Origin of the sequence: Leptospira soteropolitanensis (assembly GCF_026151655.1) — a bacterium.
Classification (GTDB): domain Bacteria; phylum Spirochaetota; class Leptospiria; order Leptospirales; family Leptospiraceae; genus Leptospira_A; species Leptospira_A soteropolitanensis.
On sequence record NZ_JAMQPN010000003.1, the window covers coordinates 262,314 to 279,928 of the forward strand.

The window sequence follows — 17,615 nt, forward strand, 5'->3', positions numbered from 1 at the left end:
AACCATTGGCAGTTTGGTGCAGCTATGGAAATAAGATGGTTACGGTATTCGACCTTTTACAATCGATTTTGCATATTCACTCGGTGACTTCTTTTTTAGGGACTTAAAAGCTAAATTAAAATTTGCTTTAGAATTAAAGCCTACTTGGTATGCCAGTGAAAGTAAATTTGCCTTTGGCTCTTTTTCTAACAATCGACAAACTTCAGCAATACGGCACTCGTTGATTAAACGATTAAAGTTCATTCCCAAAAAAGCATTGATGTACTCGCTGAGTTGATAATCCTTGATTCCTAATTTTTCCGATAGAGATGCTAAACTCAAATCTTCCTCTCGGTAAACGCACTCGACTTTCAATAAGTAATCGAGGTCTTTTTGTAATTTCTCTAAATCTAAGTTTAGAATACGAGAAGTACGATAAGATTGCCTAAGACCGGGAAGAATATCTTTAAATAACTCGTGGTTGATTTCTGTTCCGATAAAAGCAATAACTGCCATAAGTGTAGCAAGCCCTGCAGTAAAATAGATTCCGTAATGCCATCGTAAAATAGTACTAAGGAGAATAAAACCAGCAAAGGTAATGTTCCCTTTTAAAATCATTCCGAGAATCTGAACTCCTAACTTTGCCTCTTGATTCGGATTATTATAAAGGATATTTCTATATTGATAAATCATTCCTAGAAAAACACCCATCCAATAGAGACAACCTAAAATGGATATAATTTCGGGAAAAGAAATAGGTTCTCCCGCAAAACTTTGATTCATTGTTTGCGAAAGAGTATTTGGTGCAAACCATTGTAATGTTAATAGTAAAAGAAAAACAAGAAAGGTAGGATATAAACGATACAATTTTTTAAAAGGGACAGGTTCTGTACTCAAAAACTGTTCGATTGTATACTGCATACTCCCAGGAATTAAATAAATCACAGGGACATACCCTTGATTCAAAATAAAAGTTTCAAATTCTATGCCAGCAAACAGACGATAGGCGTATAAAATCAAAATCCCACCAGAAAAGGCAGCAATCATAGCAAAAGGAAATCCTTTGGATCCTTTTTCTTTTACAAGGATACCAATTCCCAATATAAAGTGATACCAAGCTCCAAACTGGAGCCAAGAACCGAAGAATTCCCACATGATCGAAAAATCGTACGAAATGCACGCAACCGTCAACCTTTTGGAGGCTTTCCGTAGAGAGAATTAGTACAAAATTATGATTTTAGACCTAAAAATCTGTCCAAAATCGTCATTTTGGACGCAAGATATGGTCATTTATGGTAAATTTGGGCCAATTCAGAGGCGAATTATGAAAAAGCAAAAAATCTACCGTCTGCTTTTGCCACTGGGAGTCATCCTCCTTATAGCCTGCGGACAAAATGGAAACCAAAACTCTAGTGGAAATGCAGCCGTATTAGGTGTGTTAAATGGAGTCAATTCGGGATCTTCTGTTTCTCCAGAAGTCCTAAAACAAAGTAATGCAGCACTAACCAAAGACATTCAATCTGCATTTGCAAAAGAGAATGATGGAAGTTTCACGTTCAATGACAACATTTCGTTTCTCAGTAATGATGGTGTCAAAATCACGGGGAACTTATTCATTCCGAAGTCAGGAGCAGGTCCCTTCCCTGCTGTGATCTTTGTAAACAGTTGGGCTCTCAATGAATACGAATACATTGTACCTGCCGCTAAACTTGCCAAAAAAGGTTACGTTGTATTCAGTTACAACACAAGAGGATTTGGTACCTCTGGAGGGCTTATCAATGTTGCTGGCCCGAAAGACATGTCTGATCTTTCTAAAGGAGTTGATTTTTTACTTACAAATGCGCCAGTTGATGCAACAAACATTGGTATAGCTGGCATTTCTTATGGAGCCGGAATCTCCTTACTCGGGCTTAGCAAAGAACCAAGAATCAAAACTGCTATTGCTATGAGTGGATGGGGAAGTTTACCTGATTCTCTTTATGGAAACCAAACACCAAGACTTGTATGGGGACTCCTCCTCGTTACTGCAGGTTATATCACAGGAAGAATGGATCCAATCATTGCAGAAAATTTTGGAAAACTGTTAGATACAAACGATGTGGCAACTGTTTTAGCTTGGGCTAGCGAACGTTCACCAAACAGTACTGTTGCTGCCTTGAATGCAGCTGGAAAACCAGTTTATATCTCTAACAATTCTCAAGATAATCTTTTTCAACCAAACCAAATCCTACCATACTTTGAACAACTAACTGTCCCCAAAAAATTAGATTTGAATAATGGAATTCATGCTACAGCAGAAATCGGTGGCGTTCTTGGAATTGAGAATTATGTTTGGACCAATGCATATGATTGGTTTGATTATTGGTTAAAAGGAATTCAAAACGGGATCATGTCAAAACCAAAGGTCTCTATCCAAAAAAGATTTTCTGATACAAGGGTTACTTATTCGACTTGGCCAAATCCAAATAAAGTGGAACGAACTTACCATTTAAGACCAATGGGTATACTAAGTCCGGGAAAAATCACAACGACTGCAAATACAACAAACGAATCTGATACGATACTATCTGGTGGAACTAGCGCTACAACAGGCGTTCCCCTTCTATCAGAAATTTTGGACGGAGCTGTTTCTGTGCCGGTTACAACCAATGTCAACTTGATTGATCGCACCAATGCGATGGTTTATCTTTCTGATAAATTAACAAATCCACTGAAAGTAAGAGGTCGGACTTTTTACAAAGGTCGAATCAATAGTTCTGACAATTCTCCGCATGTTGTCGTGTATCTTTACGAAGTGGATATTTGGGGAACAGGAAAACTAATTTCTCATGGAACCGCTACACTTTTCGGAGTCAAAGGAAAAGATACCGACCTAAGTGTTGATTTACAAGCTGTTGCTCATGACTTCCCTGTAGGAAGCCGTATCGGTCTTGCCATCGACAATTTAGATCCTATGTATGCGGTACCAAAACCAATTTCTCTCTATACAACTTCTTTCAAACATAGCACTTCGACTGCATCGACCCTTCGTTTTGAAAGTGAATGAGGAAATTGAATAAAGAATGAAAGCAATCCAACTAAATTGAAACATTCATAACCTTTTCGACCGTCGAAATGGCAATATTAGGAATAGGTTCAATCTCGTATGTAAGCTGTTAGCTTATTTATGGGGAGAGGAATCACCTCTCCCTTTCTTTTGTAAAGGATTCTCAAATACGAGCGCCCCGGATAGTAGCGGAAATCCTTTCGCGGATGCGAAAGATTGCAGCGGATAGCCGGAATTGGCGCCCCACCTAATTTATTTTTCTATATCCGACACCAGATTAGAATGGACTTGGTTCGTTCCAAGGTCAGACTTTGTATGATTCATAAATAAAGGGAACTGCGTTGCCAATACATTATTATGCTGGCCTTCATCTAGGTGAAATCACCACTGAACTTGGGAAACAAATTACAAAAGACCAAAGAGTAAACCCACTCAAACGACCACTCGTCGTAGTACCGAACCAAAACCTAATTCCTTGGCTAAGACTCAACTTACCAAAGTTTGATGCCTCACAACTTTCTCTCAATATTGAATTTACGTTTCTAGAAAAAGCTATTTTAAAAATCATATTTAACTCTTTGAATATACAAATATATGAGGAAACCACAGTTTTATACCAATATGAAACTTTAAAAAGAGATTGTTTTTCCTTACTCTACCAAAAACAAAACCAATTGTTAAAAAATTTTCCTGAAATGGAGCAGTATTTGGAAGAGATTCCAAAATTATATTATCTAGCCGATGTCTTAACAAAATATTTCAAAGATTATGAACTCAATCGAGAGGAGTGGATTAAAGACTGGCTTGGCATGGAATCTAAAAATGTTCCAAGTGATTTAAGAAAAGATCCTTATTGGGAGCTAGAAAAACAGATTTATAATGAAATCTATAAAGAAAACTCAAAACCGAAAAACCTATTTCGTTATCTAGAAGAAGGCAAAAAACTTTCTTTAAGTGGCAACTTACACCTGTTTTGTTTATCCAACTTATCAGGCACATATATTGATTTTATAAAAGAAACAGCACTGGCTACAGATTCAAAACTGACGGTCCATGTTTATCAATTCCATAACGGAAAAGTTATCGGTAAAAGCCCAGAGAAAACAAAAAACTATCTTTCCAAGTTTTCAAAACCTCAATCTTATTTAGCAAAAGAATTTTCGTCGGAGTCCTACAGCAAACAAAAATCTAAATTCGTGAGCGGAGGAATGCTTTCCAAACTAAAAGCAATTTTACTAGAAGAATCACTAAAAGAAGAAAACTATTTGGAAGACCAAACGGTGCGAGTTTGGAATGCTCCATCCGTTTATCGAGAGATAGAATCGATAGCTCACGATATACTAAATAAAATAAGTTTAAGCAAAGGAAAACTTAACCTTTTAGACTTTGCCATTTTGGTTCCGAATATGAATGAATATCGCGCAGCCATTGAATGGGTTTTCGATGGAGGAATTTATACTACACAAAAAAAAGAAAATTTACCAAACTTACTAAAGATACCCTACTCGATTACTGACTTGGTTGCAAAAGATACATCGCAATTGTATTTAGCTTTATCCACACTATTTCGTTGTTTGGCAAATGATCGATTTGAAAAAGAAGACATTCATATATTGTTCAAAAACCCACTTGTAGTAGGCAACCAAGAATCTGATGGAGAAGAAACTTCTCTCCAAGTTTTAGAACTAATTGATTCTTTAGGTTCCATCTATGAGGAAGAAAAAGAATACAATCCTTATACAATATCTTTTGGCCTAAAACGGGCAGTGGTTTCCATGATTGCTGATGAAAAGTCAGCTTGGGAAAAACTTAATATTGTTACAAAACCCATTTCTTCCGACAAAACCATCATTCGATTTGTCGAAATTTGGAATCGAATTAAACAAATTAAATCGGAAATAAAAGATAAGTTATTAAAAATACCAAAAGAAGAACGTTATATCACTTTTGAAAGTTTATTCCAAAATCTATTTTCATTTGATGGTGATTGGGAAAGGGAACGTATTTATTTCAATCAATGGCTAAAGTCAATAGAGTCTTGGTGTCAATCTGATTGGAATCATACGAAAGATTTTTTAGAAATGATATCTTTGATTACTGAAGAAGTTTTTTCAGAAATCCCCATGCATCGAGGTAACTATCTAACGGAAGGTGTTACCGTTTCACTTTTGCAACCGATGCGCCCTATTCCTTTTTTACATGTATATATAGCAGGCCTTGGTGAAGGTAAATTCCCTGGTTCTGTAGACAGATCTAGATTTAACTTACGAAGGTTTGACTCTAAACCTTGGGATCTCAATCGAAGGGAAATCCAAGAATCTCTGTTTTGGGAGTCCATCTTATCTGCCGAAGAAAGTATCACATTTTCTTACGTAGGAAAAAATACTTTAGAAGATAAAGAATTTGAGCCATGTTCTACTCTATTTGAAGTAATGACCGCAATGGCAATTAAGGAAGCAATTGAACTACCACTAACATCGTATAGCCAATTTTATGACGATAAACTTTTCCCTTCATTTGACTATGTTCGCAATTTAGAAAGATTTAGAGAGAATAATGAAGCCTTACCAAATCCAGAATTTACTGATCCAAACCAACTAACAACAGTAGAATTTACCCAAACAATCACTGATGAAATCTCTATTCAAGAACTTACTAATGGATTAAGAAATCCGATCCTTCGCCCTCTCATACAAAACCTTGGTAAAATTTGGGAAGAAGATGAAAATGTAACAGAAGAACCTTTTCGGCTGAATTCATTAGAGATATTCACGATCAAATCTATCTTTATCCCAATTTTTACCGAATCCTTAGTGACTGATAGGGAATGGATTTGGGACGGAAACTTGATCCAATCCCACCTAAAGGAGCTTACACGGAAGGCAGAACAAAATGCCAAATTTCCTTATGGAGCCTTCCATATCGTTTCTTCTGAGGTTTTATTAGAAGAGCTGGAAGTTGTGGCAGAAAGATTTCGTTTCCTAAAAGAGTCTCTCTTTTTTAATAAAGATAACTTGTCCTATTTTAAAGCAATTTCCATTGGAGACACCGGTCTTCGCGATTGCAAAAAACTACCATCTTATCAAATCACAGATTCACATCGGATTGTCGGAGAATGGGAAAACATTATCGAAAAAGAAGGAATCTATTATTGGTTTTATACAGGTAGTTTATATGATAAACCTAAATTCCCAAACGAATATTTAAAAGATTATCTAGGCAAAATGGCTTATGCACTGCTAAGCGCCTGCCTATACCGAGTTACAGGAAATCGTTTGGTCATTATTCCTGCTAATGCAAAGGATTTTAAAAATGACAGCTTGCTTGATTTTACTGAACTCAAAACCGAAGATTGTAAATCTTATTTAAATTCCATTTACCGATTGATCATTGAAGAGAATCCAAAGTACATTCCCACTGCAGGTCTAAACCTTTTCTTTTCTAAATATAACTATGAGGAATTAGGAGAAAATTTAGAGATGGCAGAACAATTGTGGAAGGAGTTTTTATCAGAAGAAATAGAGACAGTTTTACAGTTTGAAAATCCATTGATGAAACTATCACCTTATACAAAAGTTCTATTGGAAAGTTTTTCTCTCAGTTCCGTATTTAAGATTTTTACACCACTTTTAAAAAAAGGTTTTTAATAAATGGATCATCCTCTCCTCCATAAACCTAAGTTTATTGAAGCATCTGCTGGAACTGGCAAAACTCACCTCATCATGGAAATGTTAGGTGATATAATGATTCATGATGTGAAAAATAATATTTCCGAAAATCGAATTTTAAATACTCTAATTCTTACTTTTACCGAAAAAGCTGCCGGAGAATTAAAAGCTAGGCTCAAAACAAAAATTTTAGAACTCTCAGAGAATGGCTCCAAACCAGGTTTTTATCGGTATTTACGTGACCTAGATCAAGTCACAATCTCCACGATTCACGGGTTTTGCAATATGGTTTTGAAAGAATATCCTATCGAAACCCAAAACAATCCCAACGTTCGACTCACAAACGCAGAGGAAATCATCAATAAAAGTTTTTATCTTTTAAAACGAAACCATTGGGGTGAAACTAATTTTGATGAATTGGCAAAGAATTTAATCGAATCGAAAACCTTAGAGAAAGAATCCTCTATTACATTTGCTGTTTCCAAACTATTATCCAATACAAAAGATTATTTTTTCCCCGAAGTTTTAAGTTTAGAAAAAACAATTATATCCCCCCATTTGGAAAAGATAATTTCAAATTTAACACAAGTAATCCATACTCTAAGAGGGCCCCTTGGATTATCGATTGTGGAACAAGGAGATAAAAGAACCATTCAGAAGTGGATTGAAAACTGGATGTCTCTAGATGTTTTTTTGAGTGCGCTTCTTTCAAAAGATACGGAAACACTAAAAAACGAATTACAAAGGATAGGGACATTCCAAAGGACAGCGGAAAAAGTAACTTACCAAGGTTTCAACTATTTATTGTTATCAGGTAAAACCATTACAAAAAATTTATCAAAAGAAGCCATTATTGTCCAATCTTCGATAGAAGGTCTTATATCTTTACTCAATGAAACATTTCCAATCGATAAAATTGATTTAAATGGAGATTGGTTTTTACAAAAAACAGCATTTCGGTTGTTAGAGGATACTAAACTTCAATTAAAATCTGGAGATTTACTCACCTACGATCAAATGATTTTAAAAGTACATGAGACTGTGGTTACTTCTCCGAATAAAACTCTGATACAATCTTTGAAAGAACGATACCAAGTATGTATTTTAGACGAATTTCAGGATACAGACAAAAATCAATACCAAATCTTTAAAACCCTATTTGTAGACTCAGAAGACAAAACAAGAATGTTATTTTGCATTGGAGACCCAAAACAAAGTATCTATGGATTCAGAGGAGCCGATATTGGAATTTATTTAGAGGCAGTTAGCGATTTTGCAGATTCAATAGATAGCCTATCAACTAACTACCGTTCCACAGTAGAAATTATCGAAGGTTTAAATCTACTTTTTTATAATAAGGAAAAAGAACTAGGCGAAACTAGTTTTTTTCCCATCGAAGAACCTGGCTCCACAAAAGCAAACTACCAATACCACCCTGTTAAAGCTCCAAAGGATTCAGAAATTAAATACAAATACTCAAATCAAAATGAATACGGAATCCATGTGATTCAATATGAAGATCATTTTCCAAATGTGAATAAAGCAAGAAATGCCTGGGCAGAATCTATAAAAAAAGAAATTTTATCCTTCCAACAAAAAAGCCAATCCCTCTCCTATTTTAAAAAAGGAGAAAAAACAACCCAATCCGTTCAATTGAAAGACATTGCTGTGTTATGTGGGAGTAAAAAAGAAACTGAACTAATTGAAAAAACCTTATCAAAGGCTGGCATCCCCTGCTCTATTTATAAACAAAGAGGAATTTTCCAATCCAGGGAAGCGGACCAAATTGAAAATTTGTTAGAATGTTTAATTCAATCGAATAGCTCACGATCATACAAACGAATTCTTTTTTCTGATCTTTTTAGTGTACAACCAAAAGACCTTAACAAGTATAATGAACACTCTATTGATTCTTATGAAAAATCACTCATCGATGTTTGGTTGAAGCTAATTCGAGACAATCGATATGCTGCTTTTTTTCGATCAGTTATGGATGAAACTAAAATCTTTTGGAATCATGAACTCAAAAATTTAGAGTGGGAAAGAAAAAGAACTAACTATAGGCAAATTTTTCAACGATTACTTGAATTCCAAATTCAAACTAACGCCAACCTTCCCGAATTATTGGCAGAACTAAAACAACTGAAACAAAGAAAAACTTCTCCCGAAGAAGAACCACTCTTCGATCGTGAAACAGAAGATGATGCTGTTCAAATTTTGACCATCCATGCATCAAAAGGGTTAGAATGGCCAATTGTATTTTTATACTACTTTGGAACTAGACCGCAGAGTCTTTTGAATTACGAGTATCCAACACTCATTCAAGATAAAAACTTAAATGAAAGAAAATGGATACTTAGTCTTTGGGATGCGAAAGATGGAAAACAAAATGAACATAAACATTTTTTAAACGAACAAAAACGGTTGTTATACGTCGCATTAACAAGACCAAATTTAAGGCTTTATCTCCCCAAACTCTCTTGGGGAAAAGACTCATTGCAAAAATCGGGATATGGGAACATTTTATTTACTGAATTGGAACGGATCGAAGAATATAACAAATCTCACGTTAACCAATATTTTGTATTTCGAAATGAAATAGATCATCCGCAATCTGAAATACAAAAGAAAACCCAAGCGATAAAATCTCCGAAAAAGGGATCTTTAAAAACGGTTGTTCTACCTACCGAGATCAAAGCAGGAAGAATACTCTTACAACACAGTTATACTAGCTTACAAACATCGCAAACTCTTTTGACAAAAACCCAAGAGGAATCCTTTAAAGAAATTGAAGAACCTCTTGAACCAGAATTGATAAAATCCAAAACAAAACTTCCTTCTAGCTCCAAAACTGGAAACTTTCTACATCGCATTTTAGAGTTATGTGATTTTTCGATTTTTAAATTAAAGATCGAAGAAATTTTAATACATCCTTCTTGGATTTGGGCTTACACGGAATCATTTCGTCAATACCCAATCAAATTCCAATCAGACACGAAAGAGTCTTTAGATTTGGTTGTAGCCACACTTTTAAAACGAGCGATGACTGCTGAAATCACTCTCGCCGATGGAGATTCTTTTTCATTAAGTGATCTAACATTGGAAGAGAAGTCTTCTGAATTGAAATTTCATTTATATATACAGAAAATGTTAGAAAAATCTGGTGTCCCCTTGTCTCCAGGCTTTGAAAATTATTTAAAGGGTGCCATTGATTTAGTATTTTATAAAAATGGAAAGTATTATATCGCTGATTACAAATCTAATCTTTTGCCAAATGATCTTTATGACAAAGATGCCGTCACTTCCGCTGTAATTGAAAAAGGATATATGATCCAAAAATCAGTTTATGCTTTAATTCTATACGATTATCTATCTTCCTTATTTGGAAATGAACTTGCTTTAGAACGATTCGGAGGTGTTTATTATCTTTTCTTGCGTGGTATGGGGATGAGTAAAGATTCTGGGATCTATTCTGATTTAAAATCATCCCAAACGGTTTGGACAGAAGAAACTTTTTTAGAGATTCGTAAAGAAATTTTAACTTATATACGAGATGCTGCGATAGGTTTAGAGAAGTTATATCTATGAAACAAAAAGATCCATCCTATATCGAACTGGCAAACGAAATCATTTCCTATTTCCCGCAGATAAATAAAGGAAATCACCTCCTAATCGCGGAGCTAATCGAGGCAAATCTAAACGGAGACCTATATTTGCCAATTAAAGATGCAGACTCAATCGATCAATTTGACGAATCGTTTCCATTTTATATAGAAACCATTGGAAACGAAAGAAGACTTTATTTCCAAAAAACCTACAAAGAGAAGATCCATTTTGAAGAAAAAGTGAAATCTTTGATTCTAACAAATAAAGAGAATGAAAAAAAAACAAATTTTGAAATTGAAAGAATCGAATCCATCATTTCTGAATTAGAATCTCAATTTAAAAATCCACTGGCCAAAGAACAAAAACAAGCTGTAATCGAATCCATTATTTCTTCTTTGCGTATTATAGCCGGTGGACCAGGGACTGGTAAAACCACAGTTGTTTCTTTTATTTTAAAAGTCTTAGATACATTAAAAAAACTACCGAACACAAATCGTATTGCGCTTGTAGCACCAACAGGTCGAGCCGCACAAAGACTTACCGAATCATTACAAAAGAATTTAAGTCATTTCCAAAACACAAAGGAACTAACCTCTTCTTTAAGGGGACAAACAATTCACAATTTATTAAAATTTTTTCCGGAAACTAAAAATGTATATTACGGCGAAAAAAGATACCTTCCTTTTGATTTGATCATCATGGATGAGACATCTATGGTAGACATGATGTTGATGAATCTGTTCTTAGATTCCGTCAGCGAAAAAACTCATTTAATTTTATTAGGTGATCCGAACCAATTGCCTTCGGTTGGTCAAGGGGAAGTATTAGCAGACCTTCTAACAGAGTTTAAAAAACAAAAAAACTTTGTATCTGAGCTAAAAACAAACCACAGATCTTCTGCATCATCTGAGTTTAGCAAATTTGCAGAATTAGTAAAAACCTCCTTTGATTCATCCAATACAAACACATCGTTTCCACATCCAAAAATTTTGACTTCATTAGGACAGAATCCAAACGATGATTTTATTTGGTTACAAAAGGAAACACCGAAACCAAAAGATGTTATGCCTTTTAAAGATTGGAAGGGAGAGGAATTAATCCAATTTTTATGGAAAGATTTCTTTTTACCAACGGCAATAGTGTCTACTACTCTACATTGGAAAAAAGAAGATCTACTGGAAAACGATCACAAAGAGACTTTAGAAAAGATAATATCAGACTATCGGTGTTTGAGTATTCTAAGAAATGGATATTATGGAATAGAAGCCTTACAAAGTCGAATCCTTGAACTTGCAAAAAAGCAACTCACATCTTCTCACACTAATCCACAAAACATCGAATATAGACATTTAGCAAAATCGTTCTATTTTGAAGGAATGCCTATCATTATTAAAAGAAACGATCCAACGAGGAAACTTTTCAACGGAGACATTGGTCTAGTATTAAAAATTGATTCCGAACTTAGGGCAGTATTTTCCATTGAAAATCGTCTTTATTCTTTTGCGTTAGATACCTTACCCGAACATGAACCAGCTTTTTTTCTCACCATTCACAAAAGCCAAGGATCCGAATACAATACAGTTTTACTTTATTTACCACCAATAAACTCTTTCGATTCGATTGACACAAAAGAAGTCCCAATTCTCAATCGAAGAATTTTATATACCGCAGTGACAAGAGCCAAAAAAAGAGTTATCTTATTGGGAAATTTTGAAACCTGGATTTTAGGCCTAACTACATTTCAAAAAAGAAACACAGGCGTAAGGTTAACTTCTATTCTTTAAAATCTGTAAAACAGATTCTAAATCCCCCAAAACTAAATTCCCGCCGGAATTTAAAATTGAAAACTCTAACATTAAATTGATACTGTTACCAAAATCTTCATTTAATAAAAAACCATCATTGTCTATCGCATAACCAGATGGATGAGGTTTTGTTTGAATTTTTGATTTAACAATTTCCGGTAAGGTACGTTTGTCAGAGACATAACCGAATACACATTTTTTTTTCGAATATGCATAACCAATTTCAAAAGCTGTCCCATCATCAACACAAGCACCTCGAAAAGGATTACAATTTGCGATGACAATGTCAGATTGATTGATAAGAGAAACATTCTCTTCAAAAATTTGCTTTGCCTTGGCCAATTGTAACTTTTCCGTTATTTCGCCATCAAATGGAGTGAAAGCTCTAAACCCAAATGATTCACATAGTTTTTTGGAATTAGCAAGGACTTCCAATGCGTTAGGCAAAAAAACTTCCGGACCTGCAAGATAGATAGTTTGCATACTTAAATAGAATTAGGACCGGAAATAGATGGAAAGAATTTTTTAATTCACCTGAGGTTCTGCTTGCTTTAACTTCACTTCGCTAAAAGCGAATTTACCATCCAAGCCAAAATAGAAAAAACGAGGCCTTTGTGGATTATATTGTAAATCCCAGGCATCCAAGGCATTATCCACACCGACAAACCATTGGAAATGTCCAAAAAATCTTTGAGACAAACGTAAATTCAAATTGGTATGTGGATTCACCATCCTATAGCCATAAGTGGAATTAGTTGTGCAGTAAGAGAGATTTTTTTCAGTACAATATTCGGAAATTCCTGCAGGCAAACTACCTAGCGCATTGTTTATATTAGATTGTGCCTGAGCATTAATCACAGACTCTAAACCGTCAAAATTTATTGGAAGATCTTGATTACACCAAAAAGGATTTTTCACACAATAATACGGTTGTTTGCCAAAAACGACAGCAAAGACTGACAAGGAAATCCCACTCGATTTTTCATCAACGCGAACACTAAAGTTCCAACGATGTGGCCCTCTTCCTTCAAGAGGAAGTTTTGTTAGCTCGTCTCTCGTATCAGTATATGTATACCCAACACTAGTACTTACTATTTCGGTAAGACGAATATTTAAAGAAGACTCAATGCCTTGCGTACTTGCCTTTTGATAATTTGAAGTTTGGTACACCATGAGACCCGATGCATCTCTGACAGGATTCGTTCTGAACCCAATCAAATTATCTACGTTGTTATGGAATAAATTAGTGCTATACCAAATTCTTTTCGTGATGTCCCATTCCCAACCAAAATTGTAACTCCTTGAGAGTTCAGGCTTTAAATTTGAACTCCCCACAACTCGATAACCTACACCTGGGTTTAAGAAGTTAAAATATAAATCTTGGAAACTGGGTGCTCTATAGCCAAGTCCATTCGCTGCCCTGAATCGAAACTGATCTGTCACATCATATCGAATGGCAAGTTTAGGAAGCCACTCGCCACCGTAAATCGAATCATGATCGTAACGAACTCCCGGAACAATTTGAATCCTCGGTTTATCAGATACTCGCCATTCATCTTGTACATAAAATGCATTTCGAAAGCGATATGCATTTCCATTGATGGTTTGGCCCTTTGTCAATTCAGGATTAAAATCCTCATAACAGACATTAGGGAATGCTCTTCGGCAATCAGGAGCAATCCGCGCAGAGGATATTTGATCCTGTAAATTTTCTGCACCAACAGAGGTTACATGGTTCTCCGAGAATTTGTAATCCAGTCTTGACCTGAACTCCGTCACTGAATTGTCAGTTCTTTGTTGGGAATCTAGATCATCAGCCTTTCTTTGATCAGTTGTATACAAATCTTGAAATCTGGAATAATTCGCATTTAAATTCACATTCACTTTTTGATTTGCAATCCAATCTACATTAAAGGCTCCCATAAAATCATGTGTCTTATTCCTTCTATCATAGACTGTTCTTGGTGGCGAAGCATCAACTGCACTTTGATCCAAATGCCTATAATAAAACTGACCTGTCATTGTTAGGTTGTCTGTGGCGCGATAAACCGTTTTATTAGAAAGATTCATATCGTTAAAGGCACTGCCAGATGTAGACTCTAGCGGAGGAGAGTAATTTGGAAGTCTTGTCGCATATAAAAAGGAATTAGTAAAAGGAAGATTGGAAGGATAAGGATTATAAGATGGTGCTAAGGATGCATAACGTCCATTCCTAGGGCCAGGTGTTGCATCTGGCGTTAAATCATACCCTTCCCCTTTATGCCAACCCACCGTAAACAATGTTGATAACTTCTCGCTTTTTGCTCCAACAGATGCATAATTTCTAAACTCTGTATAAGGGCCATAATACTTTTCGCTTCCAGATCCTCCAAGAGTCCGAAACTCAGCATACAACGGGTCTTGTGCTTCTTTAGTGATGATATTGATTACACCAGCAATTGCATCCGATCCATAAATAGCAGAAGAAGCACCCTTAACAATTTCTATACGCTCAATATCTTCCGCTTTAAATCGAGTTAAATCAATAGATCCGCTAAATCTTCCTGTAGTTCTTTGTCCATCCACAAGGATAAGTACATTTTGTGCAGATAATCCCTGCAAACGAACAGTCTGCCCCCTTTCGCCTGTTTGTGCCGGTCTCACTTCTATCCCAGGGACATTTCCTAAAGTTTGGGATAGATCTCTTGCACCCATAGCATCAATATCTTTTCTAGTAATCACTTCAGTAGTAATCGTAGAATCTTTAAGCAGATTTCGTCTTCTCGTACCTGTAACAGTAATTATATTAGACCTATCAGCATTTACTTCATTAGGCTGTTTGCCAGACTCTCCGTGTTTTGGTTCTTTCATTGTATCTTGAGGATTTTGACTCTTCAAAGAATCATCTTCCTTTTTAGGTACATTTGTTTGAGCAGAAATACCACCGGATACCTCTATAACGAAAAAACAAAATCCAAAAAAGATATATATCGCAAGGACCCGAAAATAAAATTCTACATTTAATAGATTTGTAAACCAAAGTTGATTCATAGTTTTTATAACTTTCGCCATCGGAATTTCGGATACCCAGATGTGCCCGCAGCATTATAGTAGTCTAACATCTGCAATACGTACTTTGCCCCATTTTCTCCAGTAATGATATAAACATTCGGCTTTGCGGTTAGGATTGTGTTGGAATATGAATACCAAGTACCGTAACCTGCTGGCATTGGATCCAAATCCAAGGGAGCGGAAATCACTGGATTGATACTTTCAGTGGAACCTGAGATTGGCCCTCCCCCACTGGAGGATAATTGTACATCTACCACCTTCGTACATTCGGAACCAGTGTAGGTTGCCAAATAATCTGTAGAACCAGTAGAACAAGCTCCCCCATTGCCTGATCCGCTAGTTCCGCTATTGGTCCCGATATTATAACGTTTAAATCGCATATCCCATGCATCTCCTGATCCTACGATAGATGCATTTGCTTTTAAATTTACATATACCCAATTAGTAGTGGAGGATGCATTTATCGTTGTCCCATCAGATGCAGAGACTGCTTCCGTCACCAAAAGCAACATCGCAGCAGAAGAACCATCGTCTGATGATTTTTCTGGAATGCAGTTAATGATTAAAAAAAGAAAAGAACCGATAAATATTGTTTTTAATAATTTCATTTTGGTTACCAGCCTTATGGAACAGCCAATTGTGTTGAGGTGACAATTTTTGAAAAAGAAATGCCAGTATTGGCACTAAGTCCTATAAACGAAAATCCAGTGGCAACAGCGGGATCACCACCTGTCCAGGTAGCTTCGTTTAACAAAGCATTGCCGGTTGTTAAATTGGTCCTAGTTTTACAATTAGCAGTGTTTTTCCCTGTAACCCAAACAGTAAGACGAGGAGGTGATGATGCAGTAAGGTCAAAACAAAGATCTACTTCTTGTTCAACGAAATTAATAAGAGAAGTTCCTGCTACTGCTGGAGCTGTTGGCGCAGTACTGTTTCCATTGGAAGTAAGATTTTTTATATTCGATTCATTTGGTCCAAAATTGGCATAGGCGTAAGCGGGAACAAATCCGCCTGTCCCAGTACCAGAATAGAAATTCATTCCAAATTGACCTGCGGCTAAAGTACTATTTCGGTTAACTTCGGCTGAATAATTCTCAGGCAAACCAACATAAAGGGAAACAGCGGTATGTCCTCCGATAATTTTCAAACCTTCAATTCTATAATGCCGAACAGCGCCACTAGAAGGCCTACAAAGAGCAAACGTACCTTTTTTGATCGTTGGCATTGTAGTTTCTACCGAACCGTCACTACCCGTCTTACAAACAGTAGATGGACCAGAATTCGCATTCACGAGTGCCCCAAGTAGCAATAAATTGGTTTCGTCTGAATTTACCTTCTCTTGGCAAAATGTGAAAAATACTGCAAAAATTAAAGGAAAAGCGATCCTACGGGAAATTTTTTGAAAGATAAGTTTATTTATTTTTTTCATAAGTATTACCTCCTAACTTTGGTGCGGAATACTAAATACAAAGAGTTGCCATCCAAACATTTAAGTTAGATTACAACTCTTAATCATGGACTAAACCGATAAGATTTTACTATTTTATAGCAGTCTCAGTAGAAACGGTAATTTTGCCAAAGCTCACAGAACCGGAGTTAGAACCTGCTGCTCCCGCCGCTAAATAAAAATTTCTTGTATCAAGTGGAGATTGATTGTTTGCAAAATCAGTAGGCAATTTATGAACCACAGCATTTTCTGTTGTCAAAGTTGATTTAAGATTACAGTTTGCGCCATTCTTTCCATCTAACCAAAGCGTAATTCTGGATGCACCAGTAGTAGTTTGTGTCACGTCCAAACAAAAAGTTTTTTTCTCACCTCCATTTTTATTTGCCTTACAAGTTGCCGCAACACCTCCAAAAGCATCACACTGAGTATCAGTCACAACAGCAATAGGCAATTCATTTGCCGTCAAACCAGTATTAACCCTAACTGCTGATGAAGCTGCATAGTTTGGTTCATATCGAATAGCAGAAGCTGGAGATCCAGAGGTAGACCTTCCGTCATACATCCAAAACTGAAATGCATTAAAATTATTTACTAAAACATTTCCTGCAGTAGGTGCATTCAATGCATAATCTTTTGATTTATATCCACCGGAAAACACAACACTGTGACTGAATGCATTGGAAAGATCATGAATGACAAAATGAACTCCAGCCCCTCCTGCGGGATTACAAATCTCGACAGGAGTTCCAATCGTCAAAGTCGCTCCAGGTGTCTCACAAGACTTACCAGCTTCCATGATACCAAAAAGACTTAATAATACTGTGCTATTGTTATCTTTATTATCTTCCTGTTCACAGGAAACGAGTGTTAAACTAAGACAAGCTGCCAAAGTTAGAACTGAGAATTTGTAGAGCTGTTTCATAGACTCTCCTAATTAAATGATTTTGATTCTCAAATTCTAATAAGCCGCTTTCCCGTCAAGCAATTATGAGAATTAGTCTCAATTAAATGTA

The 17,615-nt window shown here is 36.0% G+C and carries 10 protein-coding genes; 4 read left to right on the forward strand and 6 right to left on the reverse strand.

Annotation, left to right across the window (positions count from 1 at the left end):
* Positions 1–39 precede the first annotated feature (39 nt).
* Entirely contained in the window at positions 40–1,134 is a 1,095-nt protein-coding gene (locus tag ND811_RS09690) for a helix-turn-helix domain-containing protein (RefSeq protein ID WP_265351904.1), read from the reverse strand.
* A 169-nt stretch (positions 1,135–1,303) separates the two neighbouring features.
* Between ND811_RS09690 and ND811_RS09695 the strand changes: the two genes are divergently transcribed.
* From ND811_RS09695 to recD, 4 genes are all read left to right on the forward strand, one after another.
* Positions 1,304–3,025 (forward strand): CocE/NonD family hydrolase, encoded by a 1,722-nt coding sequence (locus ND811_RS09695; protein ID WP_265351903.1) that lies wholly within the window; start codon positions 1,304–1,306, stop codon positions 3,023–3,025.
* A gap of 341 nt (positions 3,026–3,366) precedes the next feature.
* Positions 3,367–6,672 (forward strand): exodeoxyribonuclease V subunit gamma, encoded by a 3,306-nt coding sequence (locus ND811_RS09700; RefSeq protein WP_265351902.1) that lies wholly within the window; start codon positions 3,367–3,369, stop codon positions 6,670–6,672.
* A gap of 3 nt (positions 6,673–6,675) precedes the next feature.
* Positions 6,676–10,281, forward strand: coding sequence for a UvrD-helicase domain-containing protein (locus ND811_RS09705; protein WP_265351901.1), 3,606 nt, complete (start codon positions 6,676–6,678; stop codon positions 10,279–10,281).
* Positions 10,278–12,083, forward strand: a complete 1,806-nt coding sequence (gene recD / locus ND811_RS09710; protein WP_265351900.1) for an exodeoxyribonuclease V subunit alpha — start codon at positions 10,278–10,280, stop codon at positions 12,081–12,083. The genes ND811_RS09705 and recD overlap by 4 nt, the downstream gene beginning before the upstream one ends.
* On the opposite strand, the gene ND811_RS09715 is transcribed toward recD, so the two are convergent.
* The 5 genes from ND811_RS09715 to ND811_RS09735 all read right to left on the reverse strand — a co-directional run bounded on the left by ND811_RS09715 (position 12,066) and on the right by ND811_RS09735 (position 17,524).
* Positions 12,066–12,587, reverse strand: coding sequence for a nucleoside 2-deoxyribosyltransferase (locus ND811_RS09715; protein WP_265351899.1), 522 nt, complete (start codon positions 12,585–12,587; stop codon positions 12,066–12,068). The two genes, recD and ND811_RS09715, sit on opposite strands and share 18 nt — an antisense overlap.
* Positions 12,588–12,629: 42 nt before the next feature.
* Positions 12,630–15,134, reverse strand: coding sequence for a TonB-dependent receptor plug domain-containing protein (locus ND811_RS09720; protein WP_476737890.1), 2,505 nt, complete (start codon positions 15,132–15,134; stop codon positions 12,630–12,632).
* Positions 15,135–15,139: 5 nt separating this feature from the next.
* Complete coding sequence (locus tag ND811_RS09725; RefSeq protein WP_265351898.1) at positions 15,140–15,763, reverse strand: HmuY family protein; 624 nt, start codon at positions 15,761–15,763, stop codon at positions 15,140–15,142.
* A 14-nt stretch (positions 15,764–15,777) separates the two neighbouring features.
* Positions 15,778–16,584: a hypothetical protein gene (locus ND811_RS09730; RefSeq protein ID WP_265351897.1), complete on the reverse strand. Its 807-nt coding sequence runs from the start codon at positions 16,582–16,584 to the stop codon at positions 15,778–15,780.
* Positions 16,585–16,693: 109 nt separating this feature from the next.
* Positions 16,694–17,524, reverse strand: coding sequence for a hypothetical protein (locus tag ND811_RS09735; protein ID WP_265351896.1), 831 nt, complete (start codon positions 17,522–17,524; stop codon positions 16,694–16,696).
* Between the last annotated feature and the right edge of the window lie 91 nt (positions 17,525–17,615).

What these genes read in the sequence shown, in the direction of transcription:
- ND811_RS09695 (WP_265351903.1), top strand. Translation starts at nt 1,304, where the DNA reads ATGAAAAAGCAAAAAATCTACCGTCTGCTTTTGCCACTGGGAGTCATC.
- recD (WP_265351900.1), top strand. Translation starts at nt 10,278, where the DNA reads ATGAAACAAAAAGATCCATCCTATATCGAACTGGCAAACGAAATCATT.
- ND811_RS09690 (WP_265351904.1), bottom strand. Translation starts at nt 1,134, where the DNA reads ATGTGGGAATTCTTCGGTTCTTGGCTCCAGTTTGGAGCTTGGTATCAC.
- ND811_RS09725 (WP_265351898.1), bottom strand. Translation starts at nt 15,763, where the DNA reads ATGAAATTATTAAAAACAATATTTATCGGTTCTTTTCTTTTTTTAATC.
- ND811_RS09735 (WP_265351896.1), bottom strand. Translation starts at nt 17,524, where the DNA reads ATGAAACAGCTCTACAAATTCTCAGTTCTAACTTTGGCAGCTTGTCTT.
- ND811_RS09705 (WP_265351901.1), top strand. Translation starts at nt 6,676, where the DNA reads ATGGATCATCCTCTCCTCCATAAACCTAAGTTTATTGAAGCATCTGCT.
- ND811_RS09730 (WP_265351897.1), bottom strand. Translation starts at nt 16,584, where the DNA reads ATGAAAAAAATAAATAAACTTATCTTTCAAAAAATTTCCCGTAGGATC.
- ND811_RS09715 (WP_265351899.1), bottom strand. Translation starts at nt 12,587, where the DNA reads ATGCAAACTATCTATCTTGCAGGTCCGGAAGTTTTTTTGCCTAACGCA.
- ND811_RS09720 (WP_476737890.1), bottom strand. Translation starts at nt 15,134, where the DNA reads ATGAATCAACTTTGGTTTACAAATCTATTAAATGTAGAATTTTATTTT.